The organism is Dialister hominis, assembly GCF_007164725.1.
Taxonomy (GTDB): domain Bacteria; phylum Bacillota; class Negativicutes; order Veillonellales; family Dialisteraceae; genus Dialister; species Dialister hominis.
In genome coordinates this window covers 731,253-756,225 of sequence record NZ_AP019697.1, presented here as the reverse complement: position 1 = coordinate 756,225, position 24,973 = coordinate 731,253, and the positions used below count along the sequence as shown (strand labels likewise).

Sequence of the window (24,973 nt, the reverse complement as noted above, 5' to 3'; positions counted from 1 at the left end):
CTGCTCCTCCTTATTTAACGATAAACGCGGTCGGAATCATTCTTTCGCCTAAAAGGTCGGCAGGTTTATTGACTACCTTGCCATTATAGTAGAGCGTGGTAGAAGAACCGCCGTCAAGGTTGGCGGCAATATAAGCGCCGTTTTCATACATCATGTTCTGCGCATCCACGAGTGTTGCCCCTATGCTGTATCCTGGCTGTCTTCCATCAATAACGAGGAACATGATTGTTCCGTCTTTCTTCTGCCCGATAGCAGATCGTGGTGAAATACCCCATCCGCCATCGCCGTTTTTAATTACTTTTTCACCGTTAATGATAAGCGGCGGTCCGAAGGTCAGTCCTTCAACAGCCCCCAGATCACTCAGCTGCTTCTTATTGTAGTTGCCGGCTATCAGGTTTCCGCTCTTGGTCAGGCCAACAAAATCGACCTTTTCCTTATCATCGACCTGCTGTCCTAAAAGGTACTTCCCTTCATGGAGAATAAATCCGTAAGGAAGCCTGCCTGTCCCCGTGCCGTTCGGATCATAGAATCCGCCGCCGTTAATGGCTGCCACGGCATTATTCTTCTTTGCAATATTGCTTGTCGTATCCCCCTTCTCGTTGATATCCTCAGCCATTGCCACCTGAACGCGCGTCGGGTTCGGAATTTCAAGAAGGTATCCGACAAATCTTGACGTTTCAATCTTCTTCAAATTCAAAGTGGGATCCGTACGAAGCTTGAACGAGAAAACTTTCTGCGTGTCTGTCGTTGTCACAGTTCCGAGAATCTGGTTCAGTTCATCCTTGTTATACAGCCAGGTAATGTACTGCGGATGGCGGGAGCGCATGATTGCACCGACTACGGCCCTCTTCAGATTCGGGAAAGGTCCGAACAGTACGACGATCGGCGATGTGAACAGGAAAAACAAAAGTGTGATTATGACGAACTTTACAACAATATTATTAAAAATACGTTTCATTCTCTCTCCTAAACGTTTCTGCAACCATTAAACAGTAGAATAATTATCCTTACTCAAGCGTTCCGAGAAGCGTGCCAGTGAAATGTCATTTCCGATATAAGCGCGTTTTAATTCAAACGGATAGCTGCCTACATGTGCGCGCCCTGCATCTGTAGTAACTGCCATCTTGATGCCTGCTTTCTTGCATACATCAATGACTTCATCATCATAATCGCCATACGGATATGCAAGCCAGACATTATCTATCCCAAGCTGATACTTCAGAGCCTGATTGGCACCTACGATTTCACGTTCTTTTTCCGCTCTGGTCTTGAGATTGTGCAGCTTTGGATGAGAAAGCGTATGGTTGGCAATCGTAACAGTGTGGCTGTTTGCCATTTCGCGCAGCTGATCCCAGGTCATGCGGTTATAGGGCTTGCCCACGTCATCAGTAACAAGGAAGAGTGTCCATGGGAATCCGTACTCTTTCATCAGAGGATAAACGACCGTATAACTGTCCAGATACCCATCATCAAAAGTGATGCAGACCGGCTTTTCCGGAAGTGGAGCGCCCTTTGTGACATAGTCATACAGTTCCTTCATGGTAATCGGATGATATCCATGATCACGAAGATAATTCATTTGAATTCTCAGGTTTGCTTCACTCATAATAGCTGCGTTGCCTGACTGGTTCCCGATCATATGGTACATCAGGATGGAAACGCCCTCGGGAACCGTATACTTGACATCCGGTCCTCTGTGGACAACCGCTTCTCCAGGCTTTAATGCCGCCGTACTTTTAGATGCAGCAGCCGGCACTGTAGATGCTGCAACAGCTTCAGGTTTTCCTGCAGCATTTCCGCTAAAACCATCCAGAGCAAAACAGGATACAGACAGCAAAGCTGCTGCGGCAACGAGCGCTGCCTTTTGCCAGCTTTTCAAAGATATCTTCAATTTCTAAGTCTCCTTCTGGTATTGAAACTTACATTACACCTATTTTGACAATACATAGTACATTTTACTACGAATTCAATAATAAAACAAAATTCTTTCATGAAATTTTCCATAAACTCTGCATATTCAGCCTTATCAATCCAGAATGGAGCACCCTTAATTGCACGATTCAGCAAGAAATATTTTGTATTGGATGCTCCTCTTTAATCGTAAAATACTATATGCCGCGGGCTCTTTTTAAAGATTGGTTTTTGGGAATCAACATCAATCGTGCTATAATAAATTATGTCACGCAAATGAAAGTAATGAATCCCGGATTACGGGAACGTGGTTTATTACCAGAAAGGATTAAATATGAAGAATCTGTTTAAGTTACTTATTCCTCTCTTGGTACTTCTTCTGATACCGTTCGGATCCACATCTTTGGCAAAGGATGCGCAATTGACCGATTTCCGCTGGACATCCAGGAATGATGGAAATCCGCCTTTCGTCCGGATCGTCATGGATTTATCCAAAGCGGTTCATGCAGAAGCCGCAATGGATGATTCCGGCAAAAATTTAGAGGTCATCTTAAGAAATACCAGTAAAGGCGGCACGGCTTCCCAGTTTGACAATATGGATAAAAGGGCAGTTGATTTTGCGACATTGTCCGAAAAGGATGGAGACACATACCTGGATGTCGCCTTATCCAAATCACAGAAGATGGATGACATCCGTGTTTTTGCGCTTCGTCCGGACAGCAAATTGAACAAGCCTCATCGTTTAGTCGTAGATATACCGATTCCGGGAGCAAAACAGACTTACACAAAACCGGCCAAGAGTGTTTCAACACCTGCTGTGGCTGCTCCTTCTGCCAAGACGTATGATGTCTCTGACAAAGCGAAAAACGTCCTGAAAGGTAAAATTATTTGTCTTGACCCGGGACATGGCGGAACAGATACCGGTGCTATCGGACACCTTGGCAAAAAGGATATTTATGAGAAGGATATCACCCTCTCCATCGCTCTTCCGCTCAGGGATCTTCTGACATCCGCTGGCGCCAAGGTTGTCATGACACGTTCCGCAGACAAAGATGTCTACGGTCCATGGGCTGATGCAACGACAGAACTTCAGGCTCGCTGCGATGTCGCTAATGAAGCCCATGCAGACGCCTTCGTATCCATCCACATTGATTCTTTTGCCAATTCCAGCATTGATGGAATCACTGCTTACTACAATGGAAAAAGCGCCAACGATCTGCTTCTGGCGCAAATGATGCATCAGGCAACCATCAACTCTTTATCCATCCCGGACAGAGGCGTACGTTCCAATGACTTTTATGTCAATGTTCATACCGCCATGCCGTCTGTCCTGATGGAAGTCGGTTTCATTACAAACAATCACAGGGTCCAGATGCTGACTTCGAGCTGGGCGCCCAAGAGCATGGCTCAGAGCCTGTTTGACGGCCTTGTAAGTTATTTCTCTGCTATAGAATAAAGGAGGTCCCATGAGAAAAAAAATAGCCTTAGCTTCAGCGCTCATTTTATCCATGGTTCTTGCCGGATGTTCCCCTGACAGCGGATCGAAACCAGCTTCCAATGCATCAGCTCTTTCTGCATCGGCCAATTCGTCATCTGTTCCGGCCAAGGAATCTTCGACACTCGTATTTTACAGGCCGACAGATGATGCTCTTCATATTCTCCCTGTTTCCATCAAGGTGAAGGCGGAAGATCACACAGCCAAGAATGCAGTCGAAGAGATGATCAGGTATGACAGGAAAGCCAAGTATCCGTTCATCCCTGCCGGCACTCATCTGAAAGACCTGTCCATTCAGGACGGAACGGCTATCGCCAACTTCACGGGTGAGGTCAACCAGATCAAAGGCGGAACATCGGAATCCCTTTTCATCGCTATGACGGTTGATACGCTGACCGAATTCCCCAATATAAAACGCGTGGAATTCCGGGCAGAAGGAAAACCGCTCCAGTTCCAGATGGATATGACCAAGCAGTTCATGAGAGATGAAAGTTACATCCAGCAGACCAAGACTTAAAAGGGGCTGCAACAAAATGGTTAATCATTTTGTTGCAGCCTCTTTTTTGCGTCTTTATTTCATCATTTTTAGCTCTGCTGTAAGCCTTTTACGTAAAAATGCGCGTAAGCCCCCTTACCCCCCATAAGACTTTTAATTATATTGTCTTAGGCGGCAATCCTTATACGCATTATTTTTGTGATGTATTTCCTTAAATTATAGCCAAGTGCTACCAGGTATAACTCGGCTTTTACAGAATCTATCCCTTTTCTGACGATTCTTTTGTACCATCTGTCATGTTTCATGATTCCAAAAGTTCCTTCAGCCTGGATTGACCGGTTCATTCTTAGCAGGGCTCCATGGATGCTTTCCAGATTATCCTGAACCTCCTGGTACATGTTATTCCGTTCTCTGCTCAATGAGATTCTTTTGTTCTTCGGGGTCTTTTTACATTGCTCTGCCAGCGGGCATCCTTGGCAGTCTTCGCATTCAAATACTTCCTCCTGCCTGCCGTATAAGTTCCCTCTGACCAGATGTCTATAGATAAATTTGAAAGCCCTGTCATTTGGACAACGGATGGTTCCATTCTCATCAACTCTAAAGTTTATTGGCCGAAACGGATTGGTATGGTATTTCTTGTCTTTCGTTTCTTTCTTGTACATGGGGAATTTCATATACTTTTCCATACCGTGCTGCTCGCAATAGATGTAATTGTTGAGAGATCCATATCCTGCATCTGCCACAGGATACTTAGGATAAGCCCCATAGACTTCGTGGAATTCCTCCATCAGCGGTACGAAGCAATCCATATCTGAACGATACTGGTTAACATCAATTACGGCAATAAATTCATCGGCAACACCTATTTGGACATTGTATGCAGGCAGAAGCTGATCATTTCCCATGTAGTCCGACTTGATTCGCATGAATGTTGCATCCGTATCGGTCTTCGAGTAACTGTTTCTGGAAGTACCGCATATCTGTATCTTCTCAACATATTCTTCAAGTTTTGATGTATATGCCTTAAGCTGCTCATACTTGCGTTGATGATCGGACTTGCGATGCCCGCTTCCATGAACAAAGGCCGTCTCATCAATCTGCCAGATTTCTTTTAATTTATCCAATACCAGACGCAGATAGTCCGGAGCGTATTCTGTATTGATGTTTACACTCATATGGTCATACTTAAGATCATCATTGAGTAACTCAAAAAGGCTGGTAATCTTGGCAAAAAAGCTTGTAGCGGGATTTTTCAGCGGATTTCTTCCATACCCAGCTGTATTTATTTGCGTTCGCTTCAAACTTGGAACCGTCAATATATATATGCTGCAAATCCACGTTGAGTTTGCCGCAGAGTTCTTTCGTAATTGAATAAAAGATATCCTTGAGAGAATACTTAAGAAAGCCCTTCACGAAATGACAGAATGTCCGATAGGATGGGGCTTCATAATTCATCAGGTACATATATCTGATATTAACCCTGCAATTATCTTCAAGTTTTCTAAAAGAGCAATATCCTTCTTCTGCGAAACCATAGATGATCGTTTTCAGCATGTTGACGGGATTATACCTGGGTCTGCCAGCGCCACGCGTCGGTATGTAACGAAGGTACTTTTTAAGATCGATTTCCTCCATAAATCTGTCATACATTAAAACAGGATCATCGACATTGAGAATCTCAGAGGGAAACATTGGCAAAATGCCTTGTTCTGCGGTAAAATGATTGCTAGTGTTGTTATTTTTCATTGCAAAAAAATTATAACACGAAAGGCTCTGCCCCGGACCAAATGATCCGGGGCAGAGCCCTTTTTGTTGGGATGAATTTTGTCACATCCCCTTTTTTATTGCCTTCATAACCTTTACAAATTCGTAAAAAAATACTGGCGCCCGGATCTAGCGCCAGTATTTTTATTTAGTCTTCTGTAATTACTGCTATCTCACCATCTGCAAATGCCTGCGGATATCTGAATTCCTGATCCCCGCTGTCAAAAGCAACTGTCAGGCGGCCGCTGCCGATTTCAGAAATCTTTCCGTTTCCATAAAGAGGAGAATGGACAAGTGTTCCAATTCCAAGTTCGAAGTATACGGTATTTCCGTGTCTGGTTTCTTTGGGAGAACCCGTGCTTGGTGCCGCTTTCTCTTTCCTTGTTTCCCCTTCCGGCACTGTATACGTTCTTCCCTTGCCCCTGGGCAATGCATCTTTCTTCGCTTTCTTATTGGAAGGAGAGGCAGAGTGCAGGAGCTTCTGCGGAAGTCCGGTCGGATACATAACGTGTTCGCCCGTGGCTTCATAGGTCACATAAGTGCCTCTTTCAGTAATACGGCTGGCCGTTCCCTTTCCCAAGACATCATCAATGACAACGAGACCGAGAAGCTGCTGATCCTTTTCTTCCTTCTTCACCGGAGCGGGCTTCATTTCGCTCGGATCGAATGAGAATATTTTCTTCTCAATCGGTTCGCCCTTCGCATTTGTTCTCTTCAGCGGAGGTCTGCCGCTCTTTTCGAATCTTCCTCCTCTTCTGTCCTTATCGGCAAATCTTCCTCCCGGCTTCCTGTCTTCAGGTTTTCTGCGGGGAATGACTTTTTCAAGATCGCCAAAGACTACGGTGATTCCATCCTCGGAAACCTTGCGTACAATGCCGACCCCAAGTTTTCTGTCTATGAATTCAACACCGGGTTCCAGTTTCCTGCGGAATTCCCTTTTTCCGTCCTTGAAGTCTTTACCGTGTCCTGCTCCCCTGCCGCCGGAGAATCCTGGTTTCCCATGGCCGCGCTTGGAAAAATCGCGCTTCCCGCGAGGGCCTTTCGATGTATAGGAATGTCCTTTGCGGTTATTGTTTTCGTCCATTTTCTAATCCCTTCTAGTCATATCTCTGTTCTTTAATTCTTCTGTCTAAATCCCGCTTTGCAGCTTTTGCCGCCATATCCTGCCGCTTGTCATACAGCTTTTTGCCTGTAGCAGTTCCGATCTCCACTTTGACCTTTCCATGCCTGAAGTACATTTTAAGCGGTATCAGTGTATATCCCTTTGTCTTAAGCTGCATTTCAATTTTCATGATTTCTTTTTTATGCAGAAGCAGCTTCCTGGTTCTAAGCGGATCATGGTTGAATATATTTCCCTGTTCATACGGACTGATATGCGCATTCCATAAATATACTTCATCATTCTGGATTCTCGCAAAGCTGTCCCTCAGGTTTACTTTTCCGGCCCGGATCGATTTTACTTCTGTCCCAGTCAACGCGATCCCGCATTCATAAGTATCATGAATGAAATAATTATGATACGCCTGCCGATTACTCACAATAGGCGGTGCATTCTTGCTTCCGTCCATACTCGCCTCCTGGATATTTTATCTGGTAATCCTTATCAGATTACCTTCTTCCTTTTGATTTCTTGTTTTTCTTTCCCTTTTTGGAATGTGATTTCGAGGATGATCTGACTTTTTTCTCAAGGTTCAGCGGTGAATGGATTTCTCCCATGAAGAAGTCGACTTCTTTTCTTTCCTTGTCCGCTTTTACCAGCGTTACCCTGACGGGCATGCCCATGGAATATGTCTTTCCGGAGAAACGGCCTTTGAGCGTCATGCTGTCTTCCTGATAGACGTATTCATCATCTTCCATGGTATCGATATGGATCAGACCTTCAACACCATTATCAAGTCCAACAAATATACCGAAACGTGTGATGCCCGTAATATGGGCATCAAATGGTTCCCCTACGAAAGGAATCATATATTCTGTCATCTTCAGATCATCGACATCTCTTTCAGTCTGTGTTGCATTCTGCTCTGTTTCAGAACAGTGGTCGCAGGCTCTTACCAGGAAATCTGTCTGCGCTTTGAGCTGATTCTTCTTGAGCTGCTCGCTCAGTGCCTGGCGGATCAGCCTGTGAACCATGAGGTCAGGATATCTGCGGATCGGCGAAGTGAAATGGGTATAGCACTTGCTTGCGATACCGAAATGGCCGGCATTTTCCGTCTTGTAGCATGCCTGCGGCAGTGAGCGGAGTGTCATTACCTGTACGACAGGTTCAATATCTTCGCCTTCTACACTTTCAAGAAGCTTCTGTATATCCTTTGGCGTGGGATCTTCCGGAATATGAATGGGAAGTCCCATAATGGATACCAGCCGCTTCAGTGCATTGAGTTTTTCTTCATCCGGATGGTCATGGACTCTGTATACTGATGTGTTTCCTGTCTTTTCAAGGAAACGTGCAACAGCTTCGTTGGCCGCAATCATAGCGTCTTCAATCATCATCTCGGCAGCGCCTCTGATGCGTTTTTCGATACGCAGGGGCGTTCCGTCAAGATCGAGGACTACCTTGTATTCAGGGAAATCGAAATTCAATGCGCCGCGCTCGGATCTGTTTTTGCGCAGGCAGTCAGCGCAGGCTTTAAGCTCCTTCAGCATCGGGAGGAACGGTTTCAGATCATCCGGTTCAATTCCTTCCTCGAATGCTTTGTTTATTTCAGGATAATTGCAGCGGCGTGCCACGCGGACCATGGATGGCGTGATTTTCTCTGTGTGAACATTTCCGTTCTGATCCACATCCATGACACAGGACATCGCATAGCGGTCTTCGTCATGATTCAGACTGCAAAGATCATTGGACAGCTGGAACGGGAGCATAGGAATTACGCGGTCTGCCAGGTACACACTGTTTCCGCGTCTGTAAGCTTCCTCATCAAGGAGCATTCCCTTTTTCACGTACCGGGATACGTCGGCAATATGAACGCCCAGTTCAAAATGACCGTTTTCCTTGCGGATACAGTATACCGCATCATCAAGGTCCTTGGAATCTGGTCCGTCGATGGTAACGATAGGAAGATCCCTGAAATCCGCTACGCCATTTTCCGGAACGACTTCACGCGGCAGCGCATCGGCTTCCTTCATGAGTTCATCGGAGAATACATGCGGCAGCCTGTGCTGGGCAATGATGATATCGATATCAAGGCCCTTGTCCCCTTCATAACCGATAACTTCCGTGACATGGCCCTTTGCATCCGTCCATTTCCCCGGCCATTCCGTTACTTCAACGATGACCCTTGCGCCAGTTGTTGCTTCCATTTCCTGGCCTTCAGGAATTTCAATGACCATATCGACCTTTTCATCGATCGGCACAGCCTCTCCGCCGTCTTTCAGCATTTCATACGTGCATACAAACGTATCATTTGCTCTTTCAATGACACGGGTAATGCGGCCTTCCGTATTATGCCTTCCGGTCTCGCCCTTGATTGTCTTCACTTCGACTTTGTCATTATTAACAGCGTTCAGATGATTATCTTCCCCGATATATACGTCTTCATGGTCATCATCTGTAATGAGAAAACCAAAACGCGGACTGTATGCCTTATAAATCCCCTCAAGCGTTACGCCTGGCTTATAAACTAGTTTCTCTGTCTTTTCCATTCTTCTCTCCAATTATCCAAACCGCACTTTATACTTCGCTTATCCGTTATCCAGGCCGGAATATTTCCCTGTGAATAAAAAGAAGGCCTGCAGTTTATGCAAGCCTCCTTTCATCAATCAGAAAGTATTCATATATCTCCCAAGTACGAGGCAGAGCACCGCAAAGATAATGCCAAATACCACAGTAAACTTAGAGAGAACTGCATCCTTGCCCCTGGTCTTGCCGCCTGCTACTGCTTCAGCACCGCCGCCGATAGCTGAACCCATGCCCGGCTGTTTGGATTCCTGGGCAACAACAACGACAATCAATAAAATAGATACCAATAATGTAGTTCCGATCAAAAAGTACTTCACTGTAAATCCTCCTCTATATCCGCTTTTTCAATACCTAAAAGCAGACACGGCCCTTCTTAAGATAATAAACCTAACATTAACCTTTATTTTATACTACTCTTGCATGCGGGTCAATACCAACACTATAATCCCGGTTAAAAATACAATGTATTGTTTCACATGGTGCATGATCATAGCCGGAAGCACTGCCGTCTATTTTTTGCCTCTGAGTTTATCAAGTTTTTCCTGAACGGATGGAGGAAGTGAATGTCCTATTTCGCTTCTGCGGTTTGTCTGATTATTCTTTTTGATGAATGTATGCTGATCCTTCTTGTCATGCTTCAAGGACCACATCAGATCATCAACAGCCACGCGGTAGGATCCGTTTCCCAGGACCTGTCTTTGTTCAGGCCCGTCAGAGGTGACAACGTAGATGGACCTGTACTCATTCCGCCTGATATACGATTCCTTTTCTATATAGCTGTCTGCTGTCATCCTGCTCGGAGTAAAGACAATGGCAAAAGAATCCGACAATACTTCCTTCTTCACTTTTGTCGATGTGCCCATGCCATCAAACACAACAATCATTTCTATATTGTTATGGGCTCCGTAATCCTGAAGAAGGTCGATCAGCTTTTTCCGGCTGGATTCCAGATCATCTCTGCCAAATACATCCGGCACCCAGAATATCACATTATATCCATCAACCAGATAGAGATCTCTCATGATTTAATTCCTCTGTTTTACCGCCTCATACAGCAATAAAGCCGCCGCCACGGAAACGTTCAGTGACGAGACCTTTCCTTTCATGGGGATACGGACACAGAAATCACACATCCTGCGCGTAAGAGGACTCATCCCTTTTCCTTCCGCGCCCATGACAATGACAAGAGGCCCTTTGAGGTTGGCTTCATAATACAAGCTTTCCCCGTCCATGTCTGTTCCCACAACCCAGAAACCTTTTTCTTTCAGATACTTCAACGTCTGCTGTATGTTGCCGATCCTGCAGACAGGAAGATATGCGAAAGCGCCTGCTGCTGTTTTCATAGCGGCTGCTGTGACAGGAGAGCTTTTATGATTCGGCAGAAGCACACAGGCAGCACCGGCGCATTCAGCTGTGCGGACAATGGCGCCTAAATTCCTGACATCCTCCACTCCATCAAAAAGAATGAAAATCGGATCCTTTCCTTCCCATTTCTTAATGACAGCGTTCATATCCTGATACTCATAAGGGAAGAGAAGCGCAGCGATTCCCTGATGGACAACACCGCCGGACATGGAGTCAAGTTCTTCTTCCTCCACTTCCTTTATCGGAACAGCACGTGATTTTGCTTCTTCAAGGATTTCCTGAAGCCTTTCATCATGTCTGCCGCTTTTAAGATAGATCTGCCTGACCTTTCCGGCACGCAGAAATTCCATGACACTGTTTCTTCCGTATGTCACAAGGGAAGTATCAATGTCGGGCTTTCTTTCTCCCCTGTGCTGGGCGGGATTTCTCCTTTTTGCCTGCATGCTCTTCGGACGCTTTTCGTTTCTGCCTGTGTCTTTGTTCTGCTTATACGAGGAATCTTTTTCCCTGGTTGTATGAGATGCTCTTTTATCCTTCATCATTCATTTCCTCCGCTAAAAAGCGCAGTCCCCTGTCCATGATAAAATTCTGTCGTTCCGTCTGGCCCGAAAGATACAGATAACCGATCAGAGCTTCAAAAGCTGTCGATTCTCGATATTCCTCGACAGTTGCACTCTTCGGCACATTGGAATGTGTATTTCTTGCACGTTTGCAGACCTTGAGCTCCCTGTCTGACAGAAGTTCCATGATATCAAAGAGGATACGGCTCTGCCATTTGGCCGATACCATTTCAGAGGCCAGGCTGTTTAAAATTTGAACATTATAAATTCCTGTATCAATCAAAGCTTTCCTGATGAAGAAAGACCAGCATACGTCGCCGATATAAGCCAGTGTCAGCGCATCCATGGAAAAAACCTCCTGCTCACTAAGAGCAGGAGATGCCTTTCCTATTTTGCGCGTCATCTGTTTTTTTAAAAAGAGGACTCTTTTAAACTCCACGTTTTTTCCACCTTGCTCCCGTCGGAGTATCTTCAATCACAATACCGATTTCGCCAAGCTTGTCGCGGATTTCATCAGCAATCTGATACTGTTTGGCTTTTCTTGCCGACTGTCTGATTTCAAGAAGAACATTCATGAGATCATTATAGTCTTTGTCGTCATAGGCTTCTTCTTTCTTCCATTCCTTTTCCAGAATGCCAAGGACGTCGAGAATTGTCTTGAATGTCTGTCCTGCTTTATCGGCAGCTTCCTTGTTGAATGCAGTGCCTGCATGTACTTCGTTGTAATATACATTGATTGCCTTTGCCAGTTCAAACATGGCACCGGTTGTGAGGCCTGTATTGAAGTCATCATCCATGGCTTCATGGAATACCTTCATGGCATGGTCTGCTGCTTCAGCAAGTTTCCTGGAAGCTTCTGTTTCCTCGCTGCCTTCGATGGAGGACATTTCCTTGATGCGGGCAATGACATCTTTCAGCTTGTCCATATTCTTTTCTGCTTCTTCCAGACGGTCATCGGAGAAGTCAAGCGGGCTTCTGTAATGAGTAGACAGGAGGAAGAAACGGAGAGCATCTCCGGAATACTTTTCAAGGACATCCTTCACAAGGAAGAAGTTGTTGAGAGACTTGCTCATCTTTTCAGAATTAATGGTAATAAATCCATTGTGCAGCCAGTAATTTACGAAATGGCAGCCTGTGCATCCTTCGGACTGGGCAATTTCATTTTCATGGTGCGGGAAAATAAGATCGGATCCGCCGCCATGGAAATCAATGGTATTTCCCAGGTAGTGGGTAGACATGGCAGAGCATTCAATATGCCAGCCTGGTCTTCCCTTGCCCCACGGGCTTTCCCAGAACGGTTCACCCGGCTTTGCTGCCTTCCAAAGGGCAAAGTCGCCCGGGTTTCTCTTTTCATCGTTGACTTCAATGCGGGCGCCGGCGAGCATATCTTCCACTTTTCTTCCGGACAATTTGCCATAGTCCTTGAATGTGGAAATGTCATAATAAACATCGCCGCCTAAAACATAGGCATGTCCGCTTTTGATCAGTTCTTCCACCATATGAATGATATCATCCATATGATCGGAAACTCTTGGATAAACGTCTGTACGGCGTACATGCAGCGCATCCATGACCTTGAAGTATGCATCAATGTAACGGTCGGAAATTGTCTTCCAGTCGGTGCCTTCTGCATTCGCTTTATTGATGATCTTATCATCGACATCCGTGAAATTCTGTACGAATTTTACTTTGTAGCCGATGTATTCAAGATAACGGCGGATGATATCCCATGTAACTGCCGGACGCGCATTTCCGATATGCGGATGATTGTATGGCGTTACTCCGCAGACATAAATCTTGACTTCGCCAGGAGTGATCGGCTTGAAAACTTCTTTCTCCTTTGTCAGTGTGTTATAAACTTTGATTTCTTCCATAAAAATTCCTCCAATGACTATTTGGAATCCGCAGCCCTTAATACCAGTGAGACACTGCTTTCTTTTAATTGAACTGTCTGCCAGCTTCCATTAAAAAACCACCGCCTCACAGAGACGGTGGCCCGTTATCCACTCTGTCGGCATAAGCCGCTCAAAATGTTTTTATCGCAAACATACGGAAAAGGATACTACGTTTCCCCTTTTCAGCTCACAAATGCATTTCGCTCCGTTTAATCAAGACAGTTTCACCGATTCCTGTCCTCTCTGTATGACAAACCTGAGGTACTTCTTTTGTTCATCGCCCATATGACTTTTTTAAATAAGCATCCTCAGCTGACCTGGCTTTTGACCCCACACTCGCCTGCTGGAGCTTTCGCTACCCGGTGTTCCCTCTCACTACTAACCCTCTCGGTTTACCGGCAGGACTTACTTCTAAACCGCACCATGCTCAGCAGAAATTTTTTCTGCGTTACGTGGATCGTTTTGGCTGCGACTGCCATCGATTTTCAGCCACAGACCTGTGATGCTTATTTATCATTATAGATGCAATACGCCAAAGCTGTCAACAGCAAAAGAGGGATAAGATACGACAATACAGACGAATCGTCAATTCCCTTTTTCCGTGCTGAAAATGACATCAAATATGCCGATTGAGGAATAAATAAATTTGTCCGCGTTCCTAGGCCTTATCATCGATAATGGCTGCGCCGCCTCTTTCTCCTGTACGTATTTTGACCGCTGTATACAATTCAGAGACGAAAATCTTTCCATCCCCGACATGCCCTGTATTGCAGACGCCGCGGATGGTATCAATCAATGTATCAAGCGGTGTTTCGTAGATGACGATTTCCACTTTGATTTTGGGAAGAAGATTCACATAGAGTACGCTTCCTCTATAAATTTCCTCCTGCCCTCTGGTGAGTCCGCACCCATAGACTTCGGTCACTGTAATTCCAGTAACACCAATTTCGTAAAGCTTGTCTTTTAATTCTTCCAGTTTTTCCGGACGAATCACTGCATCTACCTTGTATATCTTCTTTTCTTCACTCATAGCAGGCTCCTTATAACTTGAAATAAGCACGTTCGCCATGGTCGATCAGGTCAAGCCCCTGTGCTTCTTCGGAAGCCGTCGCACGGATTTGCATGAATGCGCCAAGAATCTTCAGAATTAATACGGTCATGACAACGGCAACGATAATCCCTGTAACAATTCCTGTAATCTGCGGAATCATCTGGGCCGGATTTCCATAAAGAAGTCCGTCAGCCCCGGCAGGATTGACTGCCTTCGTGCAGAATACGCCAGTCATTAATGCACCCCATACGCCGCCTGCACCATGGCAGCCAAATGCATCAAGCGTATCATCATACCCAAGTTTTGCCTTTACATAGGAAACAAAGAAATAGCAGACAAGAGGAGTTGTTATGCCGATCAGGAAAGAGGCCGAAGCATCTACGAATCCGGCTGCCGGCGTAATACCTACCAGCCCGGTCAGGATGCCAGTCATAAGGCCCAGTGCCGTCATCTTTTTATGAAGGATCTGTTCAATCAGCACCCAGACCAATCCGGCCGTGCAGGAAGCAATGCCCGTGTTGGCCAGAGCCTGCGCCATGACATCCGATGCATTGAGAGCTGCACCGGAGTTGAATCCAAACCAGCCAAGCCATAAGAAACTGCCGCCAAGGCATACATAGGGGATATTATGAGGATGCATGGTCAGGATTCCGTATCCTCTTCTCTTTCCAATGATAACAGCAGCAGCCAGTGCGGAGAAGCCTGATGTTACATGGATAACCGTTCCACCAGCAAAATCAAGTCCGCCCATATCGCGGATTAGGCCGCCCACGCCCCAGACCATGTGGGCCATCGGATCATAAACCAGAGTCCCCCAAAGAAGGACAAACAGGCAGTAAGCAGGAAATCTCATTCTTTCAGCAATTCCGCCGCTTATGATTGCCGGTGTCAGGATAGCAAATGCCATCTGGAACAAGGCGAAGAGTATATGCGGAATCGTTTCAGAATACTCTGGTTCGGCTGCCATGCCTACATTCTTGAAGAATGCCCAGTCAAGATTCCCGATAATACCTCCGACATCCGGTCCGAAAGACAGGGAATACCCGTAGAGGAACCACTGTACGGTGAAGATAGCCAGGCATATCATGGGCATCATGATCGTATTGATTGTATTCTTTCTTCTTACGAGGCCGCCATAAAAAAATCCCAGCGCCGGCGTCATGATCAGGACCAGAAGCGCAGCTATTGCTACGTAAGCAGTGTCTGCCCCATTCAGGGCGTTTTCTCCATCTGCTGCCAGGGCAGCGCCTGGTGTCATTAAGAGAAATGACAGGGGTAAAAGATACTTTTTCATATATAGATTCCCTCCAATAAAAAAATCATGACGCAGTCTTCGTCATGACATCTTTGCCATCTATAAAATTATTCATTATCCGGATTTTACTCACTGTCGATAACCCGTATGCACATATGCTTTATAGTTTCTTTCATTCTTAGAAGCAGTTCCACAAAAAATGAATGTTATCACAATTCCCACCTCCCAAAAGTCAAAGGCCCGCATACGTATCGTATGCGGGCCTCATCACCATATGTAAAATTATGTTTCTAATTATAGCCTGCCTTTTTTCAAAAAACAAGCCCATATCATAAATTCAATATCCTTCCGCAATCATTCTCCCCTGAGAATCCTGACAGTATTTCCCAGGACTTCCCCTATATTATCACGGAAGACAAGATCAGCAGCGTTATCTTTGGATGTAGCATCCCTGTTGATAATGACCAGTGCATCCCCACTGAACTCATTGATAAATCCTGCGGCAGGATAAACGGCAAGACTGGTTCCCCCGATGATCAGCATATCCGCGCCGCGTATGAGCCATACAGCATCATCTATGGCATTGATATCGAGCGACTCTTCATAAAGCACTATATCCGGCTTTATGATGCCGCCGCAGTCGCAATGCGGCACTGGATTTGGGCGGGAGATGAATTCAGGAAGATCATACTGCTTTCTGCACTTTTCACAGGTATTGTGAAGCGTGGAGCCGTGAAGTTCCACTACATTCATGCTCCCTGCTTTCTGATGGAGCCCGTCAATATTCTGAGTGACGACACCGGAAAGTTTTCCCATCTTCTCAAGCTCTGCCAATGCCCTGTGCGCCGCATTAGGCTCCGCATGGCTGATTGTTTCCGCCATTTTCTTGTACATAGTGAAAAACAAATCCGGATGCTCCCTGTAAAAATGGTGGGAAAGCATTTCTTCCGGAGACCATTTCTCGCTTACCTTTTGATAATACAATCCGTTCTTGCCGCGAAAATCCGGGATTGCAGATTCCGTAGAAACACCTGCTCCGCCAAAGAAAACAATATGCTGGTGGTCCTTTATCATCTCAGCCAGCTTTTCAATACTGCTATTCTCTTCAGCCATTTCTCCTCTCTCCTCTCTTACATGATAAATTTGAAAGTCTTATCCGGGCAGTCTTTCCCCTGGATTATACTTCTCAAAGCATTGACACACGGCGTTCTTTGTTCTATTGTTTATTATAATTCAAAACTTTAAAGCCTGCATTTTAAGGAGGGTTCTTTATGGGTCAGTTAACGTTAGCAAAAGCAAAGGAAATACTGCCGAAATACACGACAGAGGATCATCTTTTCACTCATGCGGCTGCCGTCAGCGCTGCTATGGGCGCTATGGCTGCCATCTACGGCGGTGACAAGGATCACTGGGAAGCAATCGGTTATCTTCACGATGTAGACTATGAAAAATACCCGAATGAGCACTGCCATCATGTCAGGGAATTCCTGGCCCCCGAAGGTGTCGATGAGGATGATATCAAGACAATCATTTCTCATGGATATGGATTATGCACGGATGAAGTCATTCCGACGACTGACATTGAAAAAAGTCTCTTTACGGTAGATGAATTGACCGGTGTCGTCCATGCATACGCCCTCATGCGTCCTGAAGGCATTACAGGCATGGATGTCAAAGGCCTGAAGAAAAAATTCAAGGATAAAAGATTTGCTGCCGGATGCAATCGTGACGTCATCAAGAAAGGCTTTGAGATGCTCGGCCTTGACCAGAATGTTGTCATGCAGGCCTGCATTGACGGCATGACTGAGCACAAGGATGAACTCGGATTGAAATAATCTGAATAGATAATAAAAAGGAGAGCCCGAAAGAGCCTTCCTTTTTTATTGACCAATATTACTTTTCTTTTTCCGGTTCTGTTTTCTTTGCCGCTTCTTCTGCCTCCATCTTCTTGATCTTGTCCATCATCTTGATGCGGCGTATGACTTCCTGTCCTGCATCACTCTTCAGATAAACAAGCGTCGTCTTTGGAACCATGCGGTATACCGTTTCCCAGTCATCTTCGGCAAGTGCCTTTCTGACGGTGGAAGCAGATACGATCTGATTTCCCTTCTGCTCTCTGGGGATTTCCTTCAGCTCGATGCCGCTTTCGTTGAACACTTCTTTCATTGCCTTATTATAAGCAAGTGTTGTTTTATCTGTCGGTTCTTCCCCGACAAATCTGACGCTGATGTTGAGGGCCGGAGCAATCCTGGTTGCAAAAACTGTTGCATCCAGCTTTGTCTGGGCAGCGAGTTCATCGGTGCCCTTAATGAAGTATGTCGGGAATGTAGCATTGGAAATAATATAATCTCCGCCGCTGATGACTTCTACGCCCTTCATATCCCTTACGCCCTGCTTGAGAAGGGAAAATCTGTCGGAGAATGGGAATACGCTCCTGTCTTCCCTGACAGCAAAGATGATGACTTCATCGCAGTTGTTATGAGCATATTCGACAAGGCTCCTGTGGCCTAATGTGAAAGGATTGCAGTTCATGACAATAGCGCCGCGGTTCTTGCCTTCGCCGGAGCCAAGGATGGCGCGTACCCTCCCCAGGTAATCCTCCAGTGTATCCGTGCCATGTTCAAGAAGCGCTGCATATGGTTCAGCGACAGCAACGCATTTGAATCCCATATGCTCAAAGACCGGTACATTGGCAGGTTTTGTGAAAATCTGATTTCCCGTAATTCCGCGGCGGTATGATTCTCCCTGAAGGTTGCGGATGATTCTTCTTGTCAGCCCCTTCTTCTGGTAATCTTTGCTGATGGCAATATCACGCATGACTCTGCCGCCGAGTGAGCCTGTCCCGATCAGCTTTCCGTCCTCAAAAAGTCCCATCGTATAATCAATATTGCCTGTAAAGGTAAGTCCAAATCCATTTAAAAATTCTATGACTGCAGCCTTTTCATCTGGATTCGTTAAGAAGATTTCACGTTCTGTAATCATTTGACAGCTCCTTTATTTGAAATAATACTCGACATATCATAACAAGAGTATACTATTTACTATTTTTATATAAGTATTATAGCACATAAGCGAATCAGCGGCAAGATAATGATGATTATTTATCATTTGATGATTACTAAATCAAATATGTGTATTTTGATGGATATGCAAAAAAGCTGTGAAAATGATTGTTCATTTTCACAGCTTTTTATTGCGGTCATTATTTAGTCTCTTCTGCAGCGGATGCTTCTTTTTCCTCAATGAAGCGGATTGCATCTCCCAGGATATACAGGGATCCGCAGATCATGACGATATCGTTTTCACCAGCGGCCGCGGCAGCGTCGGAAAGTGCTTCATCTACACTGTGTTCTGCCTTGAACTCAGCTTTGATTTTCTGTGATTCAAGCATGGTTCCGATTTCTTCTGCCTTGCGTGTTCTCGGTGTTGGTGCTTCACATGCAAATACCATATCACCCTTGCGTACCAGGAGCTGGAGAACGGTTTCCGTATCTTTATCTGCCAGGGAGGCAAATACGAAAATTCTGCGTTTTCCAGGATACTGTTCATCCAAAGCTTCGCCAAGAGCTTCTGCGCCTGCCGGGTTATGGGCGCCGTCCATGACATAGGTAACACCCTTGACATCATGGATTTCGAAGCGTCCCTTCCACTGGCTTCTTGCCAGGCCTTCTCTCAAGTCATTTTCATTGATGCGGTCATCCTGCTTCATGACAACAGAAATTGCCATTGTGGCAACGGCTGCATTGACAGCCTGATGCGCACCGACAAAAGGAACGTAAAGCAGACTCTTTTCCAGTTCCTTCGGCATGTCTTTTCTCTTGACGACAACAACCTGTCCGTTTTTCCATTTGCTTCTGGAATCAATTTCAAAGTCTCTTCCGTAGAAGTAGATTCTGGAGCCCTTTTCGTGAGCTTCTTTCTTGAGTTTCTTCAAGGCAACATGCTGCGCAGCGGTAACTACAGGGATTCCCGTCTTGATAATGCCGGCTTTCTGATGGGCGATTTCTTCCAGGGTATTTCCCAGATACTTCATGTGATCCATTGCCACATTCGTAATGATTGAGACGACTGGAAGAATGACATTGGTGGAGTCATAAAGTCCTCCCATGCCCACTTCGACAACCGCATAATCCACCTTTTCTTCGCGGAAGATCCAGAAGGCCATCGCTGTCAGCAGTTCAAACTCAGTCGGAGCTTCAACGCCTTCAGCAATAACTTGATTGGCAGCTTCTTTGACAACAGTAGCCGCTTTTGCAAAAGTTTCCTTTGTCACGTCGTGGCCGCCTACATAGATGCGTTCCGTGTAGTCAATCAGGTGCGGTGACACATATCTGCCTATTTTCAGCTGTGCATTTTCCAGAACGCTGGTAATCATGGCAACAACGCTGCCCTTGCCATTTGTTCCTGTTACATGGATTGTTCTGTAAGCTGTTTCCGGATGTCCAAGCTTTTCCAGAATTGCCTGAATACGTTCAAGACCCGGCTTGATGCCGAAAGAAGCAGCCTGTTCCAAGTAAGTTACTGATTCCTGATAATTCATCGATTCTCCTTTTCCGGCCGTGGATCTGACTCATCCCTTCCGGATTGAAATAAATAAAGTCGAAAGAAAATCATTGCCTGCTGTAATGCTTTATTCTCCCTGGATAAGACACCATAATACTGCCAGTCGGTATTCCCAAGAGGCAGTGTCAGTGTCAATCATTGATTAAAGGTTTTCAAGGAAGGCAAGGCGTTCATTCAAAGATTTCATCTTTTCTTCGAATTCAGCCAGTTTGTCCTGTTCCTTCTTTACAACATCTTCCGGAGCTTTGGCCAGGAATCCCTTGTTATTGAGCTTGCCGGATGTTCTGGCAATTTCCTTTTCAAGAGATGCTTTGCTCTTCTCGATTCTTTCCTTTTCCTTGGCAGTATCAATCAGGCCCTTCAGTTCCAGATAGATTTCCATGCCTGTAACGACTGCAGTCAGCGCATTTTCAGGCTTGTCTGCATCTGCCGGCAGGATATCCATGGTTTCAACATGAGCCAGTTTTTCGAAGTATCCCTTATTCTCTTCAAGGCACTTCTTCAGGTCATCACGAAGGACAACATTCTGGATATGGCACTGCTTGTTTGGCGCTACATTTGCTTCGGCACGCATATTGCGGATTGCTTTGATGGCATCCATAATGCGGTCAAACTGTTCCGATTCAACCGGGAATTTTAAGTTTTCATCAGCCTTCGGCCATGGAGCTCTTGCCAGTGTTTCTCCTTCATGCGGCAGATGCTGCCAGAGGTGTTCTGTAATGAACGGCATGAACGGATGCAGCAGGGCAAGCATGCGTGTCAATGTATAAACAAGGACATACTGCGTGACTTTTCTGTCATCATTGTGTTCGCCATAGAGACGGGCTTTTGCAGTTTCAATGTACCAGTCGCAGAAATAGTTCCATGCGAAATTGTAAATGCTGTCAGCAGCTTCACCCAGTTCGAATTTGTCAAGGTTATTGCTTACATAATCTTCTGTATAAGCAAGGCGGTCAAGAATCCATTTGTCTGCCAGTGTCAGCTGGTCTTTGGACGGGACGAAATCCTTGTCATAGTCATCCAGGTTCATCAGTGTGAACTTTGTTGCGTTCCAGAGCTTGTTGGCAAAGTTTCTATTTCCTTCTACTCTCTCATAGTAGAAGCGCATATCATTGCCCGGTGTGTTTCCGGTAACGAGGGTAAAGCGCAGTGCATCAGCGCCGTACTTCTCAATGACTTCAAGCGGATCGATGCCGTTGCCAAGGGATTTGGACATCTTTCTGCCCTGGGAATCCCTGACCAGACCGTGAATGAATACGTACTTGAACGGAATCTCATGCATGAATTCCATAGACATGAACATCATTCTGGCAACCCAGAAGAAAATGATGTCATAACCGGTGACCATCGTGGATGTCGGATACCACTGCTTGAGAACCGGTGTCTGTTCCGGCCAGCCCATTGTTGAGAATGGCCAGAGTGCAGAGGAGAACCAGGTATCAAGGACATCCGGATCCTGATGAATATGTTCGCTTCCGCATTTCGGGCACTTTGTCAGATCCGTGCGGGATGCGCTTACTTCGCCGCAGTCATCACAGTACCATACCGGAATTCTGTGACCCCACCAGAGCTGTCTGGAAATGCACCAGTCATGGATGTTTTCAAGCCACTGAATGTATGTCTTGGAGAAGCGTTCCGGAACAAACTTTGTTTTGCCGGATGTAACGGCTTCCATGGCAGGGCCGGCAAGCGGTTTCATCTTGACGAACCACTGCTTGGTTGTCATCGGTTCTACGATCGTCTTGCAGCGGGAGCAGTGTCCGACAGCATGCTTTGTTTCTTCAATCTTTACCAGAAGACCGGCATCCTTCAGATCCTGAACGATGGCTTTTCTGGCTTCATAACGGTCCATGCCGTTGTACTTGCCGGCCTTTTCGTTCATCGTGCCGTCCTTGTTCATGATGACGATGGTCTCAAGATTGTGGCGGCTTCCCACCTCAAAGTCGTTCGGGTCATGCGCCGGAGTAATCTTGACGCAGCCTGTGCCGTATGCCATATCTACATAATCATCAGCAATGATCGGAATTTCACGGTCTGTTGTCGGAAGTTTTACCTTCTTGCCTACAAGATGGGCATATCTTTCATCATTTGGATTGACAGCAACGGCTGTATCCCCCGGGATTGTTTCAGGACGTGTCGTTGCAATCTGGACATATCCGTCTTCACCGACGATCGGGTAATTGAAATACCAAAGATGTCCGACTTCATCCTCATGTTCTACTTCGATATCAGAAAGGGCAGTCTGGCATCTCGGGCACCAGTTTGTAATTCTGAATCCCTGATAAATCAGGCCCTTTTCATATAAGGATAAGAAAACTTCCCTTACCGCACGTGCACAGACATCATCCATCGTGAAACGTTCTCTCTGCCAGTCGCAGGAAGAACCCAGCCTTCTGATCTGAAGGCCGATACGGTTTCCAAACTTTTCTTTCCACTGCCAAACGCGTTCCAGGAATTTTTCACGGCCGAGATCATACTTGCTGAGGCCTTCTTCAGCAATCTGCTTTTCTACCTTAACCTGAGTTGCTATGCCGGCATGATCCTTGCCCGGCAGCCAGAGGACGTTATATCCCTGCATTCTCTTGTAACGGATAAGGATATCCTGCAGTGTGTTATCAAGGGCATGTCCCATGTGAAGCTGGCCGGTAACGTTCGGCGGCGGAAGAACGATGCTGTACGGTTCTTTCTCCGGATCCGGTTCATCATGAAAAACGCCATGATCTTCCCAATACTGATACCAACCCTGTTCAATTTCGCTTGGATCATACTTGTCCAGCTTTTGATCTTTTAAATCGGCCATGTTTTTCAACTCCTGTTAAAATAAAAAAACTCTTCCATCCATCTATAGGACGAAAGAGTGCTTCCGCGGTACCACCTAAATAATCATTAAGAAATGATCTCTCATTAGCGCGTAACGTGCGCGGCGGACTTAGAGTCAGCTCCGGGGTGACTTATCGATTCTTTCCTGCCATTTTCCAGCACCAATGGCTCTCTGTAAAGAAATCCACGACTTCTTCCCTTCACAGCTTTTATATATGGTATATAATAGCAGGATTTATTTCTTTATGCAAGAATATTCTTATCATGAGAAAAGGAATAAAATAATGGATATCTCTTCCTTCCAGCAGGAAAATACTGCTTAAATCATTTACATAGATATCTATGTAAATTGGAAACTCCGTCTCTGATGTAATATAATATATAAATGGTGTAATAGTTTTGCAAAGTATTTTTCAATAACTGACTATTCCTGCTAAACATATAATACAAGTTTTTTCATATTTTGCCAGTCATATGCCGATACATCACTTCAGGCTTTCAGAACAAGCCTGAGGCAAAGCGGCACTTATCTTACTTTATCAGACTGGCAAATCAGAACTGTCCTCTACAAATACAGCATAAGGATAAACCATGATCGATAAACTTAAGAAGGTTCTTGGACTTATCGGACTGATCCTAATCTGCGCGGTATCGTTTTTCATTGTGAAAACCTACTACCCCGAATTTTACTATCATACGGTATCTCTAACGATGGCTGGTGACATTAATGGCCTGTCAAAATATATATCATCCTTTGGCTACGGAGCATTTGCCGTAAGTCTGGGGCTGCTTGTTTTTTGCAACATTTTTTGCATTCCAACCATCCTATTTTTGACAATTAACGGTGCATTATTCGGACTGATTCCAGGACTTCTTGTCTCTTATCTTGGCGAGGTCATCGGAATAGAGCTGAGCTTCCACATAGGACGCGTATTCTTCAGAAAAGAAGCACGTGAATTTATCGAGCAGAAACACATGCTTACCAAGCTGGACAAATACGGCAGCGTGAAGAATATGGCTCTGGCAAGATCCATTCCTTACTCTCCTAATATTCTGATCACTGCGCTTGCTGTTCTCAGCAAGCTTTCCATCAAAGAACATTTAAAGGCAACTCTGATTGGGAAGATTCCTTCTGTTTTGATTGAAGTTCTCCTAGGACATGACTTGATTTATTTCTCCAAGCATGGCGACAGATTTGTACTTATGCTGCTTCTTGTTATTGGTATTTGTGCTGTACACCGCTGGCATAAGAAAAGACATTGTGACGAAGTTTAATTAGAAAGGCCTGCTTTTTTGCGGGCCTTTTTTAGACGATGAAATATTTCACTCCAATTACTGATAAGGATAAAAATGCATCTTTCAGAGATTAGACGAAAAATTTTCATAGGTATTGTATAATATTCATAGATTCATATCAGACTTATAGGATTAAGCTTGATCAATAAGCTTAAATCATAGTTGAATCATATTACTCTGCCAGATTGGCCTAAGCACGGCCGATTTCCAGATTTGCTTGAAAAGGAGGGCTTCTCATGAAAGGCTACATTCAAGTATATACAGGTGATGGTAAGGGAAAAACGACAGCTGCCATTGGCCTGGCAATCCGCTCCATCGGAGCCGGGCATCGTGTATGCATTATCCAGTTCATGAAGTCATTGGCCTATTCAGAACAGAAAATTCTGAAATCGCTTCCCGGAATTACACTGATCACTCTCGGCAAACCTTACTTTATTGCAAAAGAAGGCATGCTGACTGAAGAAGAAATTAAAGCATGGGGAGACAAGGTCACGATTTATCCGGCAGGAAATCCGCCCGCTGAATACCGTGCGCTCATTCTGAAAGGCATTGACGAAGCAGTGAAAGCTGTCTCTGATGGCTATGATCTTGTCATCCTCGATGAATACAATATGGCATGCTGGTATGACCTGGCCACAGATGAAGATACAAAGCGGATTCTTTCTGCACGAAAGCCAAATGTCGAGCTTGTCTTTACCGGAAGGAATGTTCCGAAACTGATTCTGGACTCTGCTGACCTGATTACTGAAATGAAGAAAATCAGGCATTACTACGATAAGGGTGTTATAGGACGCGAAGGCATAGAGGACTGACAACAGCT

Annotated in this window: 23 protein-coding genes and 1 other annotated feature; of the genes, 5 read left to right on the top strand and 18 right to left on the bottom strand. The window is 45.3% G+C overall.

Annotated features, from left to right (window positions below; translation table 11 throughout):
• Positions 1–10: 10 nt before the first annotated feature.
• Both Dia5BBH33_RS03505 and Dia5BBH33_RS03500 read right to left on the bottom strand, forming a co-directional pair.
• Positions 11–958, bottom strand: a complete 948-nt coding sequence (locus Dia5BBH33_RS03505; protein WP_022382648.1) for a phosphodiester glycosidase family protein — start codon at positions 956–958, stop codon at positions 11–13.
• A 27-nt stretch (positions 959–985) separates the two neighbouring features.
• The gene (locus tag Dia5BBH33_RS03500; protein ID WP_022382647.1) at positions 986–1,891 is read right to left on the bottom strand and encodes a polysaccharide deacetylase family protein; all 906 of its coding nucleotides are present in this window, start codon (positions 1,889–1,891) and stop codon (positions 986–988) included.
• A 354-nt stretch (positions 1,892–2,245) separates the two neighbouring features.
• Between Dia5BBH33_RS03500 and Dia5BBH33_RS03495 the strand changes: the two genes are divergently transcribed.
• Together Dia5BBH33_RS03495 and Dia5BBH33_RS03490 are read left to right on the top strand one after the other, a co-directional pair.
• Positions 2,246–3,367 (top strand): N-acetylmuramoyl-L-alanine amidase family protein, encoded by a 1,122-nt coding sequence (locus Dia5BBH33_RS03495; RefSeq protein ID WP_143332394.1) that lies wholly within the window; start codon positions 2,246–2,248, stop codon positions 3,365–3,367.
• 10 nt (positions 3,368–3,377) lie between these two features.
• Positions 3,378–3,923: a GerMN domain-containing protein gene (locus Dia5BBH33_RS03490; RefSeq protein WP_022382645.1), complete on the top strand. Its 546-nt coding sequence runs from the start codon at positions 3,378–3,380 to the stop codon at positions 3,921–3,923.
• Between the two features lie 146 nt (positions 3,924–4,069).
• Here the strand turns inward: Dia5BBH33_RS03490 and Dia5BBH33_RS03485 are convergent, their stop codons facing one another.
• From Dia5BBH33_RS03485 to Dia5BBH33_RS03430, 13 genes are all read right to left on the bottom strand, one after another.
• Positions 4,070–4,807: a transposase gene (locus Dia5BBH33_RS03485; RefSeq protein ID WP_408609033.1), complete on the bottom strand. Its 738-nt coding sequence runs from the start codon at positions 4,805–4,807 to the stop codon at positions 4,070–4,072.
• A gap of 301 nt (positions 4,808–5,108) precedes the next feature.
• Complete coding sequence (locus Dia5BBH33_RS11180; RefSeq protein ID WP_198419626.1) at positions 5,109–5,648, bottom strand: transposase; 540 nt, start codon at positions 5,646–5,648, stop codon at positions 5,109–5,111.
• A gap of 166 nt (positions 5,649–5,814) precedes the next feature.
• Positions 5,815–6,750, bottom strand: coding sequence for a hypothetical protein (locus Dia5BBH33_RS03480; RefSeq protein WP_143332393.1), 936 nt, complete (start codon positions 6,748–6,750; stop codon positions 5,815–5,817).
• Positions 6,751–6,763: 13 nt separating this feature from the next.
• Positions 6,764–7,234 (bottom strand): SsrA-binding protein SmpB, encoded by a 471-nt coding sequence (gene smpB / locus Dia5BBH33_RS03475; protein WP_022382022.1) that lies wholly within the window; start codon positions 7,232–7,234, stop codon positions 6,764–6,766.
• Between the two features lie 40 nt (positions 7,235–7,274).
• Positions 7,275–9,311 (bottom strand): ribonuclease R, encoded by a 2,037-nt coding sequence (gene rnr, locus Dia5BBH33_RS03470; protein ID WP_143332392.1) that lies wholly within the window; start codon positions 9,309–9,311, stop codon positions 7,275–7,277.
• Positions 9,312–9,428: 117 nt separating this feature from the next.
• Positions 9,429–9,665, bottom strand: a complete 237-nt coding sequence (gene secG, locus Dia5BBH33_RS03465; protein WP_022382024.1) for a preprotein translocase subunit SecG — start codon at positions 9,663–9,665, stop codon at positions 9,429–9,431.
• A 192-nt stretch (positions 9,666–9,857) separates the two neighbouring features.
• Positions 9,858–10,370 (bottom strand): NYN domain-containing protein, encoded by a 513-nt coding sequence (locus tag Dia5BBH33_RS03460; RefSeq protein WP_143332391.1) that lies wholly within the window; start codon positions 10,368–10,370, stop codon positions 9,858–9,860.
• A 3-nt stretch (positions 10,371–10,373) separates the two neighbouring features.
• On the bottom strand, positions 10,374–11,255 hold the full coding sequence (gene rlmB, locus Dia5BBH33_RS03455) for a 23S rRNA (guanosine(2251)-2'-O)-methyltransferase RlmB (RefSeq protein ID WP_231939235.1): 882 nt from the start codon (positions 11,253–11,255) through the stop codon (positions 10,374–10,376).
• The gene (locus tag Dia5BBH33_RS03450) at positions 11,242–11,619 is read right to left on the bottom strand and encodes a Mini-ribonuclease 3 (protein WP_231939236.1); all 378 of its coding nucleotides are present in this window, start codon (positions 11,617–11,619) and stop codon (positions 11,242–11,244) included. Before Dia5BBH33_RS03450 ends, rlmB begins: the two co-directional genes overlap by 14 nt.
• 82 nt (positions 11,620–11,701) lie before the next feature.
• Positions 11,702–13,147, bottom strand: a complete 1,446-nt coding sequence (cysS, locus tag Dia5BBH33_RS03445) for a cysteine--tRNA ligase (RefSeq protein ID WP_143332390.1) — start codon at positions 13,145–13,147, stop codon at positions 11,702–11,704.
• A gap of 679 nt (positions 13,148–13,826) precedes the next feature.
• Complete coding sequence (locus Dia5BBH33_RS03440; RefSeq protein ID WP_022381599.1) at positions 13,827–14,198, bottom strand: P-II family nitrogen regulator; 372 nt, start codon at positions 14,196–14,198, stop codon at positions 13,827–13,829.
• 10 nt (positions 14,199–14,208) lie between these two features.
• The gene (locus Dia5BBH33_RS03435) at positions 14,209–15,513 is read right to left on the bottom strand and encodes an ammonium transporter (RefSeq protein ID WP_022381598.1); all 1,305 of its coding nucleotides are present in this window, start codon (positions 15,511–15,513) and stop codon (positions 14,209–14,211) included.
• Between the two features lie 315 nt (positions 15,514–15,828).
• A complete protein-coding gene (locus tag Dia5BBH33_RS03430) occupies positions 15,829–16,587 on the bottom strand; it encodes an NAD-dependent protein deacylase (protein WP_108849834.1) in 759 nt (252 codons plus the stop codon).
• A gap of 158 nt (positions 16,588–16,745) precedes the next feature.
• Here Dia5BBH33_RS03430 and Dia5BBH33_RS03425 point away from each other — a divergent pair, with 158 nt between their 5' ends.
• Positions 16,746–17,309, top strand: coding sequence for a hypothetical protein (locus Dia5BBH33_RS03425; RefSeq protein ID WP_108849835.1), 564 nt, complete (start codon positions 16,746–16,748; stop codon positions 17,307–17,309).
• Between the two features lie 58 nt (positions 17,310–17,367).
• Here Dia5BBH33_RS03425 and citC read toward each other — a convergent pair whose 3' ends face one another.
• From citC to Dia5BBH33_RS03410, 3 genes are all read right to left on the bottom strand, one after another.
• Positions 17,368–18,456 carry a [citrate (pro-3S)-lyase] ligase gene (gene citC, locus Dia5BBH33_RS03420; protein WP_022381595.1) on the bottom strand — a complete coding sequence of 363 codons (1,089 nt, stop codon included), beginning with the start codon at positions 18,454–18,456 and terminating at the stop codon, positions 17,368–17,370.
• A gap of 220 nt (positions 18,457–18,676) precedes the next feature.
• A complete protein-coding gene (locus tag Dia5BBH33_RS03415) occupies positions 18,677–20,014 on the bottom strand; it encodes a bifunctional folylpolyglutamate synthase/dihydrofolate synthase (protein ID WP_143332389.1) in 1,338 nt (445 codons plus the stop codon).
• Positions 20,015–20,179: 165 nt separating this feature from the next.
• Positions 20,180–22,837 (bottom strand): valine--tRNA ligase, encoded by a 2,658-nt coding sequence (locus Dia5BBH33_RS03410; protein WP_143332388.1) that lies wholly within the window; start codon positions 22,835–22,837, stop codon positions 20,180–20,182.
• 42 nt (positions 22,838–22,879) lie between these two features.
• Positions 22,880–23,070: a binding site (T-box leader), on the bottom strand.
• A gap of 378 nt (positions 23,071–23,448) precedes the next feature.
• Between Dia5BBH33_RS03410 and Dia5BBH33_RS03405 the strand changes: the two genes are divergently transcribed.
• Positions 23,449–24,132, top strand: a complete 684-nt coding sequence (locus tag Dia5BBH33_RS03405; RefSeq protein WP_108849838.1) for a TVP38/TMEM64 family protein — start codon at positions 23,449–23,451, stop codon at positions 24,130–24,132.
• Between the two features lie 257 nt (positions 24,133–24,389).
• A complete protein-coding gene (locus Dia5BBH33_RS03400; protein WP_022381591.1) occupies positions 24,390–24,965 on the top strand; it encodes a cob(I)yrinic acid a,c-diamide adenosyltransferase in 576 nt (191 codons plus the stop codon).
• Positions 24,966–24,973: the final 8 nt, after the last annotated feature.

What these genes read in the sequence shown, in the direction of transcription:
- Dia5BBH33_RS03460 (WP_143332391.1), bottom strand. Translation starts at nt 10,370, where the DNA reads ATGAGAGATCTCTATCTGGTTGATGGATATAATGTGATATTCTGGGTG.
- Dia5BBH33_RS03495 (WP_143332394.1), top strand. Translation starts at nt 2,246, where the DNA reads ATGAAGAATCTGTTTAAGTTACTTATTCCTCTCTTGGTACTTCTTCTG.
- Dia5BBH33_RS03435 (WP_022381598.1), bottom strand. Translation starts at nt 15,513, where the DNA reads ATGAAAAAGTATCTTTTACCCCTGTCATTTCTCTTAATGACACCAGGC.
- Dia5BBH33_RS03415 (WP_143332389.1), bottom strand. Translation starts at nt 20,014, where the DNA reads ATGAATTATCAGGAATCAGTAACTTACTTGGAACAGGCTGCTTCTTTC.
- Dia5BBH33_RS03505 (WP_022382648.1), bottom strand. Translation starts at nt 958, where the DNA reads ATGAAACGTATTTTTAATAATATTGTTGTAAAGTTCGTCATAATCACA.
- Dia5BBH33_RS03405 (WP_108849838.1), top strand. Translation starts at nt 23,449, where the DNA reads ATGATCGATAAACTTAAGAAGGTTCTTGGACTTATCGGACTGATCCTA.
- rlmB (WP_231939235.1), bottom strand. Translation starts at nt 11,255, where the DNA reads ATGATGAAGGATAAAAGAGCATCTCATACAACCAGGGAAAAAGATTCC.
- Dia5BBH33_RS03450 (WP_231939236.1), bottom strand. Translation starts at nt 11,619, where the DNA reads ATGGATGCGCTGACACTGGCTTATATCGGCGACGTATGCTGGTCTTTC.
- Dia5BBH33_RS03440 (WP_022381599.1), bottom strand. Translation starts at nt 14,198, where the DNA reads ATGAGTGAAGAAAAGAAGATATACAAGGTAGATGCAGTGATTCGTCCG.
- Dia5BBH33_RS03410 (WP_143332388.1), bottom strand. Translation starts at nt 22,837, where the DNA reads ATGGCCGATTTAAAAGATCAAAAGCTGGACAAGTATGATCCAAGCGAA.
- Dia5BBH33_RS03430 (WP_108849834.1), bottom strand. Translation starts at nt 16,587, where the DNA reads ATGGCTGAAGAGAATAGCAGTATTGAAAAGCTGGCTGAGATGATAAAG.
- Dia5BBH33_RS03480 (WP_143332393.1), bottom strand. Translation starts at nt 6,750, where the DNA reads ATGGACGAAAACAATAACCGCAAAGGACATTCCTATACATCGAAAGGC.
- cysS (WP_143332390.1), bottom strand. Translation starts at nt 13,147, where the DNA reads ATGGAAGAAATCAAAGTTTATAACACACTGACAAAGGAGAAAGAAGTT.
- smpB (WP_022382022.1), bottom strand. Translation starts at nt 7,234, where the DNA reads ATGGACGGAAGCAAGAATGCACCGCCTATTGTGAGTAATCGGCAGGCG.
- Dia5BBH33_RS11180 (WP_198419626.1), bottom strand. Translation starts at nt 5,648, where the DNA reads ATGAAAAATAACAACACTAGCAATCATTTTACCGCAGAACAAGGCATT.
- citC (WP_022381595.1), bottom strand. Translation starts at nt 18,456, where the DNA reads ATGATTACAGAACGTGAAATCTTCTTAACGAATCCAGATGAAAAGGCT.
- Dia5BBH33_RS03400 (WP_022381591.1), top strand. Translation starts at nt 24,390, where the DNA reads ATGAAAGGCTACATTCAAGTATATACAGGTGATGGTAAGGGAAAAACG.
- Dia5BBH33_RS03490 (WP_022382645.1), top strand. Translation starts at nt 3,378, where the DNA reads ATGAGAAAAAAAATAGCCTTAGCTTCAGCGCTCATTTTATCCATGGTT.
- Dia5BBH33_RS03485 (WP_408609033.1), bottom strand. Translation starts at nt 4,807, where the DNA reads ATGGGAAATGATCAGCTTCTGCCTGCATACAATGTCCAAATAGGTGTT.
- Dia5BBH33_RS03425 (WP_108849835.1), top strand. Translation starts at nt 16,746, where the DNA reads ATGGGTCAGTTAACGTTAGCAAAAGCAAAGGAAATACTGCCGAAATAC.
- rnr (WP_143332392.1), bottom strand. Translation starts at nt 9,311, where the DNA reads ATGGAAAAGACAGAGAAACTAGTTTATAAGCCAGGCGTAACGCTTGAG.